We start from the raw sequence: 16,668 nt of genomic DNA, 5'->3' as shown, positions 1-16,668 counted from the left end.
GCCCTTTTTTATGTCAGCCATTGCTCGGATCGGGAAGTGCGGTGCTGGCGCCGAGCTTGTTGAGAAAGAACAGGTACACCAGCCCCAGTGCGATCCAGATCAGGCCGAGTTTTTGTGCATCGACGCCCATGTTGTACATGATGGCCGCGACGATGATGAAGCCGATCACCGGGCAGATCAGGTGGCGGATAAACTGGCCGGATTTCTGCCGACGCCAGTAGTAATTGATCACGGTCAGGTGCAGCAGCATGAAACCGCTGAGTGCGCCGAAGTTGACCAGCGAGGTCAGGGTGTCGACCGAATTGATGAACAGGTAGCAGATCAGCAGCGACAGCACCGCGACCAGATAGATACTCAAGTACGGCGTGTTGTGTTTCGGGTGCACCTTGGCCAGCACTTTCGGCAGTTTGCCGTCGCGGGCCATGCCAAACAGCAGACGCGACACGGCGGCTTGCGAGGTGATCGCCACAGCAACGCCCCACGCCAATGCAGTCGCTACGCCGGTGACGGTTGCCAGCCAGCTGCCAGCGGCGATTTCGGCGATTTCATAGAAAGCGGTGTCGGCGGATTTGAAGCCCATGCCGGCTGCCAGATCGGTGGCAATCCAGGTTTGCGCGACGAAAATCACCCCCATCACGATCAGCGTGATCAGTGCGGCTTTGCCGACGCTTTTGCCCGGATCACCTTTGATTTCCTCGGCGAGCGTCGAGATCGCGTCGAAGCCGAGGAACGACAGCACGGCAATCGATACCGCTTGCATCAGCAGGGCGAAGTTGAAGGTTTCCGGGTTGTACAGCGGCGCCAGGGTCAGCTCGCCGTTACCGCCACCGTTGTGCAAGGCCGTCCACGCGTAGAACAGGAAAATGCCCAGCACGACCAACTGTGCCAGCAGAAAAATGATGTTCATCCGCGCCGTGAAAGTGATGCCGCGCAGGTTGACGAAAGTCGCGCTGACCAGGAACGCCAGAATGAAGCCGACTTTCGGAATGTCCGGATACAAATGGTTGAGTGCCATCGCCGCGTACACATACAGCAGCGGTGGAATCAGCAGATAGTCGAGCAGCATCAGCCAGCCAGCGATGAAGCCGACGTGTTGATTGAGGCCGCGTTGCGCGTAGGAATACACCGAGCCGGCAATCGGAAAAGCCTTGGCCATGCTGCCGTAGCTCAGCGCGGTGAACAGCATTGCCACCATGCCAATGATGTACGCCAGCGGCACCATCCCCGGTGCCTCGGCGTTAACGTAGCCGTACACGCCGAACGGGGCGATGGGGATCATGAAGATCATCCCGTACACCACCAGGTCGGTCAGCGTCAGGCTCCGTTTCAATTCTTGCTTGTAGCCGAATTCTTCAATTTCCATGAAGCGCAACTCCTTGTCAGCCAATCGGTCGTTTTAGTTGTTATGTCGGTCCATCGTTTACAGCTTCAGCGGTCTTTCGTTACAGCAATGGCGCGAGGTATCCGGCCCAGCGCGATACGGCTTCGGGGCTGCGCAGCAAATCGTTGCGCACCTCGATCAGCACCGAGTCGAGGCCCCGCGCATCGCCGTGTACGGGCACGGTCATGTCACCCAGTGGATCAATCTTGTACGGCTGATTGCCCGCGACTTTCAGCGGATGTTCGCCGAGGCCATCGAGCAGACGTTGCGCGTACTCCTTTGCTTGACCGAACAGCACGCCGATTTCCAGTGGTCGTGGCTGGCCGTAATACACCGGGGTGAAGCTGTGGATCCCCACCACGCGCACCGGTTGTCCTTGTGCAACGCGTTCATCGATCAGCGTCTGCAAACGCGCATGAAACGGCTTGAACAGTGTCTGACGCCGGTATTCGCGCGTGGCTTCGTCCAGCTCGCGGTTACCCGGAATCTGATAAATCTCGCTCTGTGCCGGAATGCTGTCCGGCGCATGGCGTGGGCGATTCAGGTCGATCAGCAACCGTGAATAGTTTGCGCTCAACAGCGTTGCGCCCAGTTGTTCCGACAATTGCTCGGCCAGTTGCAGCGCACCGATGTCCCAGGCGATGTGTTCACGCGCGGCGGCATCGTCCAGGCCCAGATTGTTCAGGGCTTCGGGGATGTAGCGGCTGGCGTGCTCGCACACCAGAATCAAAGGATGCGTCGAGTCGGCGCGGCTCAGGTTGTAGACCGATCGGGTAAACAACCCCAGCTCGGCGGATTCAGTACAGGCGTGCATAGTGCTCACACAGGTCAGCGGGCGAGAGCTGTTCCGTCAGCGCCAGTTCCTCGGTTTTAAGGGCGTGGTACGTGTCGAGCAACGGCTTGGGCAGCCATTCTTTGAAGGCTGCACTGTCGCGCAGGCAATCCAGTGCCTGGCCCAGCGAGGCGGGCAGGGCAACAATGCCCCGAGCCTTGCGTTGCTCATCGTTGAGTGAATCGGGAATTTCGTCGGTGATCGCGTTCAGCGCCAGACGCTGCTCGATGCCTAAGCGTCCAGCGATCAGTAAGGCGGCCATGGCCAGATGCGGCGAGGCAGTGGCGTCCATGGCGCGGAATTCGAGATTGAACTGGTGGGCCACGGATTTGCCGCCGAGAGTCACGGTCGGGCAGATGCGCAACGCCGCTTCCCGATTTTGCTGGCCGAGACAGGCGTAGGACGCGCTCCAGTGATGTGGCTGCAAACGCTCGTACGAAACCGGCGTTGGCGCGGTGAACGCGCACAGTGCCGGCAAGTAATGCAGAACCCCCGCTGCCCAGTGCTGGCCGATAGACGACAGACCATTGCTTGTACCAGCGTCATACAGCATCGGCTGACCGCCCAGATCGAGCAGGCTGACATGCAGATGCACACCGTTGCACACCGCGTCCGCCGCAGTTTTCGGCGCGAAACTCAGGTCGAGACCCATTTGCCGGGCGATCTCCCGGGTGATCTCGCGCACGTTCACCGCGCGGTCTGCGGCCGCTACGCCGAGCGTCGGACGGCAGGTGATTTCGTATTGATGCTTGCCGTATTCGGGCAGGAACATTTCCGGCTCGACGCCGCCAGCACGCAGGGCGCTGAGTAACCAGCCACCGAATTCGGCACCTTGACGCTGGGCTTCGAGGGAGAACGCCAAGTGTTCGGCTACACCTGCGTGAAGGTTGAATTCGTGTTCAAAAGCGGCGTTGACCTGCAAGCCCAACTCATCGCGATAACGTTCGACTTCATCACGCAGCAGCGTGCGCGGGCAGGCGCCCCAAGGGCGACCATCGGTCTCGCGGATATCGCCGTGAATGAAGTCCAGCGCTGGCGCATTCGCGTCCGGGCCATTGCTGACGGTGACGCGGCTGCTCAGATCCGGGATCAGCCGCAAGTCGCCATAAGCGCCCCATGGATTGGTCGAGGCGATAACGTCCTGTGGCGTCAACGCACTGTTGGCCGGCACCCAGCCGCAACCCGCCGCTTGATAATGCTCAAGCTCATCGGTGGGAAACGAGCGGCCACGGGTGATGCCGATCAAGTCAGTGGTGACGATGGTGGTCATCGGCAGCGGCGTCAGGCGCGCACTCATGGCTGCATCTCCTGCAACCGGCCGAGCACGGTTTGGGTGTCGGTGATCCAGCAGTAACCTTTAATCGCGTTCAGGCAGGCGTTGTGCCGTTCGGCGCTGTAAGTGGCGCAGGCGTCTTCGACCAGCGTGACCAGATAACCGCGATCAGCGGCATCGCGCACGGCCATGTCGACGCATTGATCGGTGACAATGCCGGCGATGATCAGGTGACGGGTTTCGAGGTTGCGCAGCACGTAGTCGATGTTGGTCGAGTTGAACACGCCGGACGAAGTTTTCGGCAGAACGATTTCGTTTTCTACCGGCGTCAGGTCTTCGATGATCCGCGCCTGCACGCTGCCCTTGGGCAGGTGCATGTCCGAAAGTTTGTGATCGAGCGAACGGTCGCGACCATCGGCAGTGAGGCTTTCGATAATAGTGTGCAGCACGTTCTGCTGCGCTTCACGAAAGGCACTGAGCAAGCGCCGTTGATTGGGCACCACCTGCATATGCGTTCGGGTCAGGAAGTACTCGGCGTGCGGATCGTTGAGGTGCGGATCGAACTGCGGTTCGAGCCAGGCACGCTGCATGTCCACCAGCAACAGCGCGGTATGGTCGGTGACAAACGGCAAGTCCCGCGGCGAGCGGTGGGGAAGGCTGAACATCCTTATTTATCCTCCAGCAAGTGGGTGGCGAAGTCGTTGCGCAAGGCGTCGATGCCGTCCAGGCGATCGGCGAGGTTGTCAGTGCGCAGGGTCAGGCAGGCGATCAGCGCCTCGACCTGGGCCAGCGCCGGCACCATGGTGTCGAACGGCGAGGCTGATTCAACCGGGGCGCTGATGATCAAGTCGGCCAGTTCGCGCAGCGGCGAGGCATAAATGTCGGTGAACAGCACCACCCGTGCGTTGTTGGTTTTCGCAGCGGTGGCCACGCGCAGCGCTTGCGTCTGATAGCGGCGATAGTCGAACAGCAGGACGACGTCCTGACGTTGCAGGTCGAACAGCCTGTCGGGCAATTGCGCGTTGTCTTCCAGCGCAAAGCAGCCGGGGCGCAGCAGACGCAAGTGATTGAGCAGGTAAGTCGCCATCAGGCTGCTGAAACGGCCGCCAAAGCAATACACCTGATGCCGCGCGTCGAGCAGCCAGTCGGTCAGGATGCGCACGTCTTCGGGTTGGGTCAGCGATTGGGTTTCGACCAGCAATCGATGGCTGTCGGCCAGGTAATGGCTCCAGGCGTCGTCCTTGTTTTGCTGTGCGCGAGGCTGCAACAGCGTGCGCGGTGAGCGCAGGCGATGATCCATGTCGCTGAGAAGGGCGTCCTGGAATTCGGCGTAACTGCCAAACCCGAGTTTTTTCACCAGACGGACGATGGTCGGATCACTGACGCCGGCGTGATCGGCCAGACGTGCCATCGGCCCCAGACCATTGCGCGGGTACTGATCGAGCAAGGCGCGAACGACTTTGCGCTCCGACGGCGTAAGATCCAGGCCGGGATCGGTGATCAGGTCTCTGAGAGGGGGCATCCGGGCTCCTGCTGGATGAGTTTGTCGAATTTGTTTCACAATTCGCCAAAACAGTATTTATGTAACTGAGGTTACATGTCTAGCGAATTTTTCCTAGGTGGGCCAAGCTGTGAAACAGCTACGAAACGCCCGTGTAACAGGGTCTACGCGGTGGTCGACTGGGCTTGTAGTCCATTGCCCATTGTTGTGTCAGACATTACCGATATTTGCTGACGCGGATCGTCACTGCCTGAACAGCGAGTTGCCCGCTAAGCCCCTGTTTACGGCACAATTGCCGCCCGCGAAGATTGCATTAGTCCATTTCAGACCCTTCGAGTGAGTGATCCCCTGTGCAAACCACCCGGTTGACTCTGATTTGCCATGCTCGAACCGTCGCACAGAAATTGGCGTGTTTTCCTACAAACGAGCCTGTTGAAAATCCGCTGGCGGCGTCCGACTTGCTGGCTGATCGATATGCCACAGCGTCCCGTGTGCTGTGTGGCCCGGAATTGCGTACACAACAGACCGCTGCGTGGTTTGGCGCAAACGCGCAGATCGACGAGGCACTGCGCGATTGCGATTGGGGTCGCTGGCACGGGCAGTCGATCAAGGATCTGCAACATAAGGAAGGCGAAGCGCTGCAAACCTGGCTGGCAGACCCGAGTGCCGCACCGCATGGCGGCGAATCGGTGGTTAAGGTCTCTGAGCGCGTGGCGAAATGGCTGGACGAATTGAAAGCGACGCCTGGCCATATCGTCGCGGTGACTCACCCCTACATCGTGCGCGCGGCGCTGATGCAGGTGGTGCAGGGCGCAGCCTTCAACGCGATAGATGTCGAACCGCTGGCGGCGGTCGAATTACGATTTAACGGTATCTGGCGTTTGCGTTTGCCGGGTATCGACCTTGAGGAAAGATTTTGATGAAACAACTATTGGTCATCGGCATCGGCGCCGGCAATCCCGACTACATCACCATGCAAGCGGTGAAAGCGCTGAATCAGGTCGACGTGTTCTTCCTGATGGACAAGGGCCAGAGCAAGGACAAGCTGATCGACCTGCGCCGGGAGATCTGTGATCGCTACATCACCGACCCCGACTACCGCTTCGCCGAAGCGCATTGCCCGGAACGCGAGCGTGGCGACGTAGATTACACCTCGGCAGTGGTGGATTTGAACCAGGCCAAGCAGCAGACTTTCGAGCGGATGATCAACGAAGAATTATCCGACGGCCAATGTGGCGGTTTCCTCGTCTGGGGCGACCCGGCGTTGTACGACAGCACCGTGCGTATTCTGCAATCGATTCTGGCCGAGGGCCGCTGCGAGTTCGAGTTTGAGGTGATTCCGGGGATCACCAGCGTTCAGGCGCTGGCGGCGCAGCACAAGGTGCCGTTGAACACGATCGGGCGCTCCATCGAAATCACCACCGGCCGGCGTTTGGCGGCGGGGAAGGTGAGTGACACTGACAGTCTGGTGGTGATGCTTGATGCGGAAGATTCCTACCATCATGTGGCGGATCCGCAGACGCAGATTTACTGGGGCGCGTATCTGGGCACGCCGGATGAGATTTTGATCAGCGGTAAGTTGGGGGAAGTGGCTGACGAGATAGAGCGCGTGCGCAAGGCGGCGCGGGCTGAGCACGGGTGGATTATGGATACCTATTTGTTACGCAAGCCTTAGGTCTTCGCTGGTCGGGCGGGCCTCTTCGCGAGCAAGCCCGCTCCCACAGGGGAATGCATTCCAAATGTGGGAGCGGGCTTGCTCGCGAAGGGGCCCGCCCAGCCAACTCAAACCCCACGCCCAAACCGCTCCCGATACACCGACGGCGGCACCCCGACCACGCTGCGAAACGCCACGCGAAAACTCTCCACCGAGCGATACCCGCAGCGCAACGCAATCTGATCGGTATTGTGCGGCGTACTCTCAAGCAGATCCCGCGCCCGCGCCAGCCGTTCATGCTGCAACCACGCCTTCGGCGACTGCCCACTGGCCTCGGTAAAACGCCGCAGAAACGTGCGCTCACTCATCGCCGCTTGGCTGGCCAGATCACGCACTTCCAGCGGCTCATGCAAACGCTCGCGCGCCCATTGCATCACCCGTGACAAATCATTGCGTGGCGTCGCGCTGACCGGCGTTGGAATGAATTGCGCCTGACCGCCGGTGCGCTGCGGCGACATCACCAATCTTCTTGCCACCGAATTGGCGACCTGAGTGCCAAAGTCCCGCGCCACCAGATGCAGGCAGGCATCGATTCCCGCTGCACTGCCCGCCGAAGTGATCAACTGGCCGGAGTCGACGTAAAGCACATCCGGGTCGACGTCGATCGCCGGAAAGCGCTGCGCCAGTTCCGTGGTGTAGCGCCAATGCGTGGTGGCGCCGTGGCCATCGAGCAAGCCAGTGGCCGCCAGCACAAACACGCCGGAACAGATCGACAGCAGTCGCGCACCGCGTGCGTGAGCCTGACGCAACGCCTCGAGCAGGGCCGGCGGCACCGCTGCATTGCGGTCGCGCCAACCGGGAATGATGATGGTGCGCGCCTCGGCGAGCAGTTCCAGGCCACCATCGGCCAGCACTTGAATTCCGCCCATTGCACGCATCGGGCCTTGATCGACGGCGGCAATCGCGTGCTCGTACCACGGGAAATCGAACTCCGGCCGCGCCAGTCCGAAAATTTCCACGGCGATGCCGAACTCGAAGGTACAGAGGCCGTCGTAGGCCAGAATCGCGACCAGTCCTGGTGAAGTAGGCATTTGGCGGAAAATTCCCGGTGAGTGTCTTGTGCGCCACTGTAGCGACTTGCGCCGGCTCGATAAAGTCTGTTCACACCCATCAGACGTAGGAGCAACACCCATGACCAGCCTGGTTCGCGACATTCCTGCCGCACCCTCGGCGATTGCCTTGATGCATTTCAGCAACCGTCTGACCTTCGAAACCGATTGTTCCGACGTGTTCAGCAGCCAGGAGGCGGGGGAGATCGATTTTTGCTGGTCGACGTGCGTGGGCCGCTGGCCTTTGAGCGCGGGCATGTACCGGGCGCGATCAACATTCCGACGCGGCTGCTGACGGCTCAGGGTTTGGCGGGCTACCCGAGCAACACATTGTTTGTGGTGTATTGCGCCGGCCCGCATTGCAACGGCGCCAACAAGGCAGCGGTGAAACTGGCGGCGTTGGGTTATCCGGTCAAGGAAATGATCGGCGGCGTAACCGGTTGGCTGGATGAAGGCTTTGCACTAAGCGTGGCGCACCCCGCCAACACCCCCATCAACTGCGCCTGCTGAATCATCCAATGTAGGAGCTGCCGAAGGCTGCGATCTTTTGATCCTGCTTCTAAAAAAACCAGATCAAAAGATCGCAGCCTTCGGCAGCTCCGACACGGGGATTTGTGAGATTTCTGCTCTGAAAAAGGACTTGTCCTACAGCCTCCGCACCACGACGGCGCAGCCTTTGACTTCGGTCAATCGACTCGCCGATCTTCTGTAAGTATTTGTCGCTTAAACACAATTTACCCTGTGCGCGCCGCCATAGACTGCCGGCCTCTTCGGTTTTTGCTGCTAATTGGCCATGACCGAACGCTGAATCGAAAGCTGCCAATAAAAGCCTCCGCACACAGGAGTTATAAATGAAGAAGCTAGTGATGTTCGGTGCCCTGGCACTGTCGATGTTGTCCCTGACCGCTGTGGCCGAAGACGCCAAACCGATCCGCATCGGTATCGAAGCCGGTTACCCGCCATTCTCGATGAAAACCCCTGACGGCAAACTTACCGGTTTCGACGTGGACATCGGCGATGCGCTGTGCGCGCAGATGAAAGTCAAATGTACCTGGGTCGAGCAAGAGTTCGATGGCCTGATCCCGGCGCTGAAAGTGAAGAAGATTGACGCGATTCTGTCGTCGATGACCATCACCGACGACCGCAAGAAGAACGTCGATTTCACCATCAAGTACTACCACACCCCGGCCCGCTTCGTGATGAAGGAAGGCTCCGGCGTCAAAGACCCGCTGACCGAGCTCAAAGGCAAGAAAGTCGGCGTGCTGCGTGCCAGCACCCATGACCGTTACGCCACTGAAGTGCTGGTGCCGGCCGGGATCGACCTGGTGCGTTACGGCTCGCAGCAGGAGGCCAACCTCGACATCGTTTCTGGTCGTCTCGACGCCATGCTGGCCGACTCGGTCAACCTTAGCGACGGTTTCCTGAAAACCGATGCCGGCAAAGGTTTTGAATTCGTTGGCCCGACCTACGAAGACGCCAAGTACTTCGGCGGCGGCGCTGGCATTGCCGTGCGCAAGGGCGATACCGCCCTGGCTGAGCAATTCAACAAAGCCATCACCGAAATCCGCGCCAATGGCGAGTACAAGAAAGTCCAGGACAAGTACTTCGACTTTGATGTTTACGGTCATTAATACGCCGTAAGAAAAAAGTGGCCCCGTTTGCGCGGTGGCCACTTTTTTTGCGCGTTCTTTTTGCTGTGCAAGACCCCTGTGGGAGCGGGCTTGCTCGCGAAAGCGGTTTAACATTCAGCATCACTGTTGTCTGATACACCGCCTTCGCGAGCAAGCCCGCTCCCACAGGGGATTTTCGCCGTTCAAATATTCAGGAGTTACCCCATGCAACGCATCGACCATGTTCTGCCCTGGAGCCACTTGGGCAGCGAGCGCTCCCTCAGCGTGTTTCGCTACGGCGCCGGCACTCGCAAGGTGTACATCCAGGCCAGCCTGCACGCCGATGAACTGCCGGGCATGCGCACCGCGTGGGAACTCAAGCAACGCCTCAATGAACTTGAACAGCAAGGTCGACTGCAAGGCGTGATCGAACTGGTGCCGGTGGCCAACCCGATCGGGCTCGATCAGCATCTGCAAGGCAATCACATGGGCCGCTTCGAGCTGGGCAGCGGCAAGAATTTCAACCGCGCGTTCGTTGAACTGAGCGCGCCGGTCGCGGCGATGATCGGCGAGCGTCTGGGCGCCGATGCCGAGGCCAACGTCGCGCTGATTCGTCAGACAATGCTCCAGGTGTTCGATGAGCTGCCAGCCCCGGCTTCGCAACTGGAAGCGATGCACCGCTTGCTGCTGCGTCACGCTTGCGATGCCGACATCACCCTCGATCTGCATTGTGATTTTGATGCTGCGATTCACCTATATGCGTTGCCGCAACACTGGCCGCAGTGGCAATCGCTGGCCGCACGGTTGAAGGCGGGCGTGGCGTTGTTGTGTGAGGACTCGGGCGGCAGTTCGTTTGACGAATCCTGTTCGACGCCGTGGTTGCGTTTGGCGCGGGCCTTCCCGGATGCGGCGATTCCCGCCGCGAACCTCGCGACCACGCTGGAGCTGGGCAGCATGGGCGACACCCGCGTCGATCAGGCCCAGGCCAATTGCGAGGCGATTCTGGGTTTCCTCGCCGAGCAGGGTTTCATCAGCGGCGAATGGCCGGCCGCACCGAGCGAGTGCTGCGAAGGCTTGCCGTTTGAAGGCACTGAATATCTGTTCGCGCCGCATCACGGTGTGGTGAGTTTCCTGCGCAATGCGGGCGAGTGGGTGGAGAAGGGCGATGCGCTGTTTGAGGTGGTGGATCCGTTGCAGGATCGCGTGACCACCGTATGCGCCGGCACCAGTGGTGTGTTGTTTGCGATTGATCGCGGGCGTTATGCGGAGCCTGGGATCTGGCAGGCGAAAGTGGCGGGGCGGGTAGCGTTTCGTACCGGAAAGCTGACTAACGACTGAAGGTCATCGGTAAATCTTCTGGCCTCATCGCGAGCAGGCTCACTCCTACATTTGGAATGCGTCCCCCCTGTAGGAGTGAGCCTGCTCGCGATTGCGGCATCAGCAGCACCCAACATTTGGATCCTCACCGAGGAATGTTAGGCTCACCCCCGAACCCGACACTCTGTGAAGGAAGGCTCTATGTTGAAGGCGTTTGCTCTGTTGACCCTGCTGGCGTCCACCGCCGTTCAGGCTCAAACCACGCTGCAATCCGATCTGCCGCTCAAGTACATCGAACAGGTTCACGCTGACGCCGAGCCGCGTCCGCTGGTGATTTTCCTGCACGGTTACGGCAGTAACGAAGCCGATTTGATCGGCATGAAGTTCCAATTGCCAGCGCAGTACAACTACCTGTCAGTGCAGGCTCCGTTGTCGTTGGGCGAAGGACGTTATCAATGGTTTCGCAAGAAAGGCGAAGGTGCCTACAACGGCGAGACCGATGATCTGAAGGTCAGCGGCCAGAAACTGCGGGATTTTGTCGCGCAAGCGGCGAAGAAATATCACACCACCCCGGACAAGGTGTACCTGATAGGTTTCAGTCAGGGCGCGATGATGACTTACGAAGTGGGCTTGCGACCGCCGGCAGCTGTTGGCGGTATCGCCGCGTTGAGCGGGCGCTTGTTGCCGGTGTTAAAAACCGAGCTGAAGGCCGAACAACAACCGCTGCCGCTGAGCATCTTCATCGGCCACGGTACTGCCGATGATCGCGTGCCGTACCACGACGGCACCGAAGCCAAAGCCATGCTGGAGAAGCTCGACTACAAACCGCAATTCCATGCCTATCCCGGCGTTGGCCACAGCATCAGTGCGGCCGAACTGCGGGATCTGAACGGCTGGTTGCAGCAGCTCAATCCTTGAGGATGGTTTTGATCAGCTTGTCGTGGCCGGCCTTGTCGCTGACCCGGGAAATCACCTGAACCAGCGCCATGTGCGTGCCGGAGCCGGCCATCAACGTGGTGTTGAGGGTCTGGCCGCCGCCTTGAGTGGCGGTGCTGTCGACCTGACGCAGGCCAAGGCCGGTGCCTTTCTGCGTCAGACTTTTCTCGCTGAGCTTGTTGAAGTCCGGCAGCGCCTTACGCTGAGCGTCGATGAAGTCCGACACGGTGCCGTCGAGGAACGCGCTGTCGTTGTCCTTGACGTTATTGCCTTCGGGAATCAGGTTTTCGGCGGCGATGACCACGGTTTTCGTGGTCTGGTTGGTGTACATCGTGCCCTTGGCGCCCGTTGGGCTGGTCGGCAACGGGTCGGCCACGAAGCCTTTGGGCAGGACGAAGGTGAACTTGCCGTCGAGCATCGAGACTTTCTCGGCGCTGGCGGTTTCTTTGGCCTTGGCCGCTTGAGCGTTGATGGCGCCGAGGCCGGCGACTGCCGCGAGTAAAAGGACAACGGCTTTTTTGCTCAACAGTGACATTCGAATCTCCAAGGGATGGTCGCGCTTAGGCGGGCGATCATCCCATGCAGAGGCCTGGCACTCCAGCCCGGCTCGTCTGAACCCGCCTCCTGAGGTCGGGTATGCACCTTGTGGCGAGGGGATTTATCCCCGCTGGCGTGCGCAGCGCGCCCATCTTTTTTACGACTGTTGCGCAGCCGAACGGGGATAAATCCCCTCACCACAGGGACAGTTTCAACTTTGAGGTTGGGGCGTTTTAGAGGAAGGAGGTTTTGCCAGCAGCTTGCGGGTAACGCCAAGCATCGCCACTGAAACCGCCACACCCACCGCAAAACCACTCAAGCCCATGCTCGGCAACGTCAGCGCCGACACCAGACAAAACGCTGAAAACGAATACATCCCCGTCGCCGTCGCGCGCAGCAATGCCGCTGTAAACGCCGGCCCGCGCGTCTGCTGGGAAAACACCGCCATCACACTGCCAAGCACCGGGAACACCGCGAGCAAACCGCTCCAGCGTTCACCGACGGTGCTGGCAAGCATCGTCACCACCAGCGTCAACGCCGCGCCGGCAATCATCCGCCAGATCAATTTGTCTGACTTTGGCGCCGTACCCTTCAGCACTGGTTGCACATCCGGAAACAGATAAGGCGAGGCGAGCAGGGCAACCGCCGCCGCCACCACCGAAAACGGCAGCGACGGTGGAATCAGCGACAGCACCAGCGCCAACACAGCCCAGACCGTCATCGATATCGCCAGCGCCCACGGCCAGTTCGCCCGTTGCGCGACCTGCGCATAGGTAATGCAGAAAGCGATCATCGCGAACATTGCCGACAACGCCGCCACCGCCGAATGTGCGGCAAATTGCGGCCCCTGTTCGATGGCGAGGAAAAACAGAATCGGCCCGACCACTACCGGCAACCCCGACAGCCACCCGGCCACGCTCGGCCCCCAGCGCTTGCCCGCCAAAGAAATCAGCAAGAGAAAACCGGGAATCAGCAGCAGTTTGAGGATCAGCACACAGGTGGCTCCGTCGAGTGAGAGACGCTCACGTTAGCATCGACGAACGCGGATTGCTGCATCGTTGTACAAAAATTGTATACAAAGTGCTTGAGCGGATAGCCGACTATGCTCTGCTTATCAGGGCTTGCCGGAGTCGATGCCGCGATGAACAGGACACCGAAGGTGTTACGTGGATGCTGCGGCATAGGCTTGTGGGCCTTGTTGCTCACGCCGACCTGGGCCAATTGGCAGGACGCCGTGCCCGGTGCGCAAATCATCGGCACCGGTGATTTCAGTGTGTTCGGTTTCGATGTCTACAACGCGCGATTGTGGAGTGCCGCGCGACCGCTGGCGGAAGGTCAACCCTTCGCGCTGGAGCTGATCTACCGCCGCACCATCTCTCGGGATGACTTGGTCAAAGCCAGTGTCGACGAAATCAAACGTCTCGGAGGGCCCAGCGTCAGCCCTGCACAGCTTGCCGGTTGGCAGATTCAGATGCAGCAATCCTTCGTCGATGTGCAGGCCGGCACGCGGATCACCGGTGTGTACTTGCCGGGGCAGGGCGCGCGGTTTTTTGTCGGGCAACAGTTGCAGCATGAGGTCGATGATCCGCAGTTCGCCCGGGCGTTTTTCGACATCTGGCTGGATCCGCGCACACGCAGTCCCGAATTGCGCGAGCAATTGTTGGGCGCGAGCCGATAAGATCAAAAGATCGCAGCCTGCGGCAACTCCTACAGGTGCGATCTTTTGATCTTCAACGTAACCGCTGAAACGTCTAAGCTGCGTCTTTCCGACTTGTTTCTGGATGTGTGCGTGAAATTCAGTTTGCCCAAAATCGCCACCGCGCCGTTTTGCCCACCGGAAGTGGCCGGCAGCGTCGCCGTTGATCCCAACGCCTCCTTCTTCAAACGTGTGCTGCGTTTCGCCGGCCCCGGTTTGCTGGTGTCGATCGGCTACATGGATCCGGGCAACTGGGCGACTGCGATCGAAGCCGGTTCGCGCTTCGGCTACAGCCTGTTGTTCGTGGTGTTGCTGGCGAGTCTGGCGGGCATGGTGGTGCAATGCCTGTGTTCGCGGCTGGGCATCGCCACCGGCCGCGATCTGGCGCAACTGTCGCGCGAACGCTACAGCACGCCGACCGCACGCTTGCAGTGGATATTGGCGGAGATTTCTATCATCGCCACCGACCTCGCCGAAGTGCTCGGATGCGCACTGGCGTTTCACCTGTTGCTCGGTTGTTCGCTGACCTTCGGCATCGCCCTGACCGCGTTCGACACGCTGCTGGTGCTGGCCCTGCAGAACCGTGGATTTCGCCGACTGGAAGCGATCATGTTGGTGCTGGTCGCGACTATCGGCGTGTGTTTCTTCGTTGAACTGGTGCTGATCAAACCGTACTGGCCGGATGTTTTTCAGGGTTTCAAACCATCTCTGTCGGCGATCAGCGACGCGGCGCCGTTGTACCTGGCGATCGGCATTCTCGGTGCGACGGTGATGCCGCATAACCTTTACCTGCATACCTCCATCGTGCAGACCCGGATGATCGGCAAGGATCTGGCGAGCAAGCAGGACGCGGTGAAACTGGCGCGCATCGACACTATCGGTTCGCTGGCGCTGGCGCTGCTGGTCAACGCGGCGATTCTGATTCTCGCGGCAGCGGCGTTTCACCAGTCCGGACATACCGACGTGGTCGACATTCAGGACGCCTATCACTTGCTCGACCCGCTGGTCGGTGGCGCGCTGGCCAGCGTGTTATTCGGCGTGGCGTTGCTGGCGTCCGGGCAGAGTTCGACCTTCACCGGCACCATCGCCGGGCAGGTGATCATGGAGGGTTATCTCAATCTGCGGATTCCGTGCTGGCAGCGGCGCTTGATCACGCGCGGGCTGGCGCTGATTCCGGCGTTTATTGGCGTGTGGTTGATGGGCGATAACGCGGTGGGGAAACTGTTGGTGATGAGTCAGGTGGTGCTGAGTTTGCAGCTGCCGTTTGCGCTGTATCCGCTGATTCGCATGACCAATGACAAACAGCTGATGGGGCCGTTGGTGAATCGGTCGCCGACAAGGGTGTTGGCGTGGGGGTTGTTTGTGGTGATCAGTGGCGCGAATGCCTGGTTGATTCTGCAATTGGCTGGCTGAATTTTTGTAGTGTTTGGGCTGGCCTCATCGCGGGCAAGCCTTGCTCCTACATTGGATGTGTGAACCCGATCCTGTAGGAGCCGAGCTTGCTCGCGAAGGGGCCAGAACGTTCAGCGCAGATTTTGAACAGACAAAAAAAGACCCGGTGCAACCAAAGCTGCAACGGGTTTTTGTTGCCAGCAACCAACGGATGTCGTGGATCCGCCGCCTGCCGTTGAACTCTTGCTTACGCGCGTTCCAGCGCCAGCGCCACGCCCTGACCGCCGCCAATGCACAAGGTCGCCAGACCCTTTTTCGCATCACGCTTGATCATTTCATGCAGCAGCGTCACCAGCACACGGCAGCCCGATGCGCCGATCGGGTGGCCCAGCGCAATGGCGCCGCCGTTGACGTTGACCTTGCTCAGATTCCATTGCAGATCCTTGGCCACCGCCAGCGATTGTGCAGCGAACGCTTCGTTGGCCTCGATCAGGTCGAGCTGGTCGATGTTCCAGCCAGCCTTGTCCAGGCAGCGGCGAGTCGCCGATACCGGGCCGATGCCCATGATCGCCGGGTCAACGCCGGCGTTGGCGTAAGCAGCGATTTTCGCCAGTACTGGCAAACCCAAGGCTTTGGCTTTTTCCGCGCTCATCAAAATCACTGCCGCCGCGCCGTCGTTCAGCGACGAAGCGTTGCCAGCGGTGACACTGCCGTCCTTTTTGAACGCCGGACGCAGTTTCGCCAGCGATTCAGCGGTGGTGTCGCCGCGTGGCTGCTCGTCGACCTTGAACGCCAGTGGATCGCCTTTGCGCTGTGGAATCAGGATCGGCGTGATTTCATCGACAAAGCGACCGGCCTCAATGGCGGCGGCAGCTTTCTGCTGGGACGCGGCAGCAAAGGCGTCTTGCTGCTCGCGGCTGATCTCGTATTTGTCGACGAGGTTCTCGGCCGTGATGCCCATGTGGTAATCGTTGAACGCATCCCAAAGACCATCGCTGATCATGGTGTCGACGATTTGCGCGTGGCCCATGCGCAGACCGGTGCGGGCGCCCGGCATCACGTAGTTGGACAGGCTCATGTTTTCCTGGCCGCCGGCGATGATCACGTCCGCGTCGCCGCAACGGATTGCTTGCGCGCCGAGGTGCAGGGCTTTGAGGCCCGAACCGCAGACTTTGTTCAGGGTCAGCGCCGGTACCGCGTGCGGCAGGCCAGCCTTGATCGCCGACTGACGCGCCGGGTTTTGACCTGCGCCGGCGGTCAACACCTGGCCCATGATCACTTCATCAACCTGCGCACCGTCCAGACCGGTTTGTTCGAGCAACTGGCGGATCACCGCCGCGCCCAGATCCACCGCAGAAACGCTGGCCAGGGCACCCTGGAAACTGCCGATCGCGGTACGCGTGGCGGCAACAATGACGACGTCTTGCATT

Annotated in this window: 16 protein-coding genes and 1 pseudogene; 8 read left to right on the top strand and 9 right to left on the bottom strand. The window is 60.0% G+C overall.

Features of this window, described 5'->3' with window-relative positions; translation table 11 throughout:
- Positions 1–13: 13 nt before the first annotated feature.
- The 5 genes from ACZZ0D_RS13735 to ACZZ0D_RS13715 form a co-directional block, all read right to left on the bottom strand.
- A complete protein-coding gene (locus ACZZ0D_RS13735; RefSeq protein WP_463553540.1) occupies positions 14–1,363 on the bottom strand; it encodes an APC family permease in 1,350 nt (449 codons plus the stop codon).
- Positions 1,364–1,442: 79 nt separating this feature from the next.
- Complete coding sequence (locus ACZZ0D_RS13730) at positions 1,443–2,195, bottom strand: N-formylglutamate amidohydrolase (RefSeq protein WP_463553539.1); 753 nt, start codon at positions 2,193–2,195, stop codon at positions 1,443–1,445.
- On the bottom strand, positions 2,179–3,510 hold the full coding sequence (locus tag ACZZ0D_RS13725) for a type I glutamate--ammonia ligase (protein WP_463553538.1): 1,332 nt from the start codon (positions 3,508–3,510) through the stop codon (positions 2,179–2,181). Before ACZZ0D_RS13725 ends, ACZZ0D_RS13730 begins: the two co-directional genes overlap by 17 nt.
- Positions 3,507–4,151: a cysteine hydrolase family protein gene (locus ACZZ0D_RS13720; RefSeq protein ID WP_463553537.1), complete on the bottom strand. Its 645-nt coding sequence runs from the start codon at positions 4,149–4,151 to the stop codon at positions 3,507–3,509. The genes ACZZ0D_RS13725 and ACZZ0D_RS13720 overlap by 4 nt, the downstream gene beginning before the upstream one ends.
- 2 nt (positions 4,152–4,153) lie before the next feature.
- Positions 4,154–5,008: a MurR/RpiR family transcriptional regulator gene (locus ACZZ0D_RS13715; protein ID WP_159812478.1), complete on the bottom strand. Its 855-nt coding sequence runs from the start codon at positions 5,006–5,008 to the stop codon at positions 4,154–4,156.
- Positions 5,009–5,337: 329 nt separating this feature from the next.
- Between ACZZ0D_RS13715 and ACZZ0D_RS13710 the strand changes: the two genes are divergently transcribed.
- Positions 5,338–5,907, top strand: coding sequence for a histidine phosphatase family protein (locus tag ACZZ0D_RS13710; protein WP_463553536.1), 570 nt, complete (start codon positions 5,338–5,340; stop codon positions 5,905–5,907).
- The gene (cobF, locus tag ACZZ0D_RS13705) at positions 5,907–6,662 is read left to right on the top strand and encodes a precorrin-6A synthase (deacetylating) (protein WP_053119239.1); all 756 of its coding nucleotides are present in this window, start codon (positions 5,907–5,909) and stop codon (positions 6,660–6,662) included. Before ACZZ0D_RS13710 ends, cobF begins: the two co-directional genes overlap by 1 nt.
- 107 nt (positions 6,663–6,769) lie before the next feature.
- Here cobF and ftrA read toward each other — a convergent pair whose 3' ends face one another.
- Positions 6,770–7,732 (bottom strand): transcriptional regulator FtrA, encoded by a 963-nt coding sequence (gene ftrA / locus ACZZ0D_RS13700; RefSeq protein ID WP_463553535.1) that lies wholly within the window; start codon positions 7,730–7,732, stop codon positions 6,770–6,772.
- Positions 7,733–7,832: 100 nt separating this feature from the next.
- On the opposite strand from ftrA, the pseudogene ACZZ0D_RS13695 reads away from it, so the two are divergent.
- The 4 genes and pseudogenes from ACZZ0D_RS13695 to ACZZ0D_RS13680 all read left to right on the top strand — a co-directional run bounded on the left by ACZZ0D_RS13695 (position 7,833) and on the right by ACZZ0D_RS13680 (position 11,595).
- A pseudogene (locus ACZZ0D_RS13695) lies at positions 7,833–8,260 on the top strand (rhodanese-like domain-containing protein).
- Positions 8,261–8,601: 341 nt separating this feature from the next.
- The gene (locus ACZZ0D_RS13690) at positions 8,602–9,381 is read left to right on the top strand and encodes an ABC transporter substrate-binding protein (protein WP_053119245.1); all 780 of its coding nucleotides are present in this window, start codon (positions 8,602–8,604) and stop codon (positions 9,379–9,381) included.
- A gap of 204 nt (positions 9,382–9,585) precedes the next feature.
- Positions 9,586–10,698 carry a succinylglutamate desuccinylase/aspartoacylase family protein gene (locus ACZZ0D_RS13685; RefSeq protein WP_463553534.1) on the top strand — a complete coding sequence of 371 codons (1,113 nt, stop codon included), beginning with the start codon at positions 9,586–9,588 and terminating at the stop codon, positions 10,696–10,698.
- Between the two features lie 180 nt (positions 10,699–10,878).
- Positions 10,879–11,595, top strand: a complete 717-nt coding sequence (locus ACZZ0D_RS13680) for an alpha/beta hydrolase (protein ID WP_400647741.1) — start codon at positions 10,879–10,881, stop codon at positions 11,593–11,595.
- Here ACZZ0D_RS13680 and ACZZ0D_RS13675 read toward each other — a convergent pair.
- Both ACZZ0D_RS13675 and ACZZ0D_RS13670 read right to left on the bottom strand, forming a co-directional pair.
- The gene (locus ACZZ0D_RS13675; protein WP_053119253.1) at positions 11,585–12,148 is read right to left on the bottom strand and encodes a DcrB/PsbP domain-containing protein; all 564 of its coding nucleotides are present in this window, start codon (positions 12,146–12,148) and stop codon (positions 11,585–11,587) included. The two genes, ACZZ0D_RS13680 and ACZZ0D_RS13675, sit on opposite strands and share 11 nt — an antisense overlap.
- 213 nt (positions 12,149–12,361) lie before the next feature.
- On the bottom strand, positions 12,362–13,144 hold the full coding sequence (locus ACZZ0D_RS13670) for a hypothetical protein (protein WP_212545993.1): 783 nt from the start codon (positions 13,142–13,144) through the stop codon (positions 12,362–12,364).
- A gap of 147 nt (positions 13,145–13,291) precedes the next feature.
- On the opposite strand from ACZZ0D_RS13670, the gene ACZZ0D_RS13665 reads away from it, so the two are divergent.
- On the top strand, positions 13,292–13,828 hold the full coding sequence (locus ACZZ0D_RS13665) for a chalcone isomerase family protein (protein WP_463553533.1): 537 nt from the start codon (positions 13,292–13,294) through the stop codon (positions 13,826–13,828).
- 111 nt (positions 13,829–13,939) lie between these two features.
- Complete coding sequence (locus tag ACZZ0D_RS13660; protein WP_463553532.1) at positions 13,940–15,259, top strand: Nramp family divalent metal transporter; 1,320 nt, start codon at positions 13,940–13,942, stop codon at positions 15,257–15,259.
- A gap of 226 nt (positions 15,260–15,485) precedes the next feature.
- Here the strand turns inward: ACZZ0D_RS13660 and ACZZ0D_RS13655 are convergent, their stop codons facing one another.
- Complete coding sequence (locus tag ACZZ0D_RS13655; protein ID WP_463553531.1) at positions 15,486–16,667, bottom strand: acetyl-CoA C-acetyltransferase; 1,182 nt, start codon at positions 16,665–16,667, stop codon at positions 15,486–15,488.
- Position 16,668 lies beyond the last annotated feature (1 nt).

Source organism: Pseudomonas sp. AC193 (assembly GCF_979258075.1).
The sequence above is the reverse complement of the archived record's forward strand: the minus strand, read 5'-3'. Positions and strand labels throughout refer to the sequence as shown.

Excerpts from the sequence above, each read along its gene's own strand:
- ACZZ0D_RS13655 (WP_463553531.1), bottom strand. The coding sequence starts at position 16,667 with ATGCAAGACGTCGTCATTGTTGCCGCCACGCGTACCGCGATCGGCAGT.
- ACZZ0D_RS13680 (WP_400647741.1), top strand. The coding sequence starts at position 10,879 with ATGTTGAAGGCGTTTGCTCTGTTGACCCTGCTGGCGTCCACCGCCGTT.
- ACZZ0D_RS13690 (WP_053119245.1), top strand. The coding sequence starts at position 8,602 with ATGAAGAAGCTAGTGATGTTCGGTGCCCTGGCACTGTCGATGTTGTCC.
- ACZZ0D_RS13715 (WP_159812478.1), bottom strand. The coding sequence starts at position 5,008 with ATGCCCCCTCTCAGAGACCTGATCACCGATCCCGGCCTGGATCTTACG.
- ACZZ0D_RS13720 (WP_463553537.1), bottom strand. The coding sequence starts at position 4,151 with ATGTTCAGCCTTCCCCACCGCTCGCCGCGGGACTTGCCGTTTGTCACC.
- cobF (WP_053119239.1), top strand. The coding sequence starts at position 5,907 with ATGAAACAACTATTGGTCATCGGCATCGGCGCCGGCAATCCCGACTAC.
- ftrA (WP_463553535.1), bottom strand. The coding sequence starts at position 7,732 with ATGCCTACTTCACCAGGACTGGTCGCGATTCTGGCCTACGACGGCCTC.
- ACZZ0D_RS13685 (WP_463553534.1), top strand. The coding sequence starts at position 9,586 with ATGCAACGCATCGACCATGTTCTGCCCTGGAGCCACTTGGGCAGCGAG.
- ACZZ0D_RS13675 (WP_053119253.1), bottom strand. The coding sequence starts at position 12,148 with ATGTCACTGTTGAGCAAAAAAGCCGTTGTCCTTTTACTCGCGGCAGTC.
- ACZZ0D_RS13665 (WP_463553533.1), top strand. The coding sequence starts at position 13,292 with ATGAACAGGACACCGAAGGTGTTACGTGGATGCTGCGGCATAGGCTTG.
- ACZZ0D_RS13730 (WP_463553539.1), bottom strand. The coding sequence starts at position 2,195 with ATGCACGCCTGTACTGAATCCGCCGAGCTGGGGTTGTTTACCCGATCG.
- ACZZ0D_RS13725 (WP_463553538.1), bottom strand. The coding sequence starts at position 3,510 with ATGAGTGCGCGCCTGACGCCGCTGCCGATGACCACCATCGTCACCACT.
- ACZZ0D_RS13735 (WP_463553540.1), bottom strand. The coding sequence starts at position 1,363 with ATGGAAATTGAAGAATTCGGCTACAAGCAAGAATTGAAACGGAGCCTG.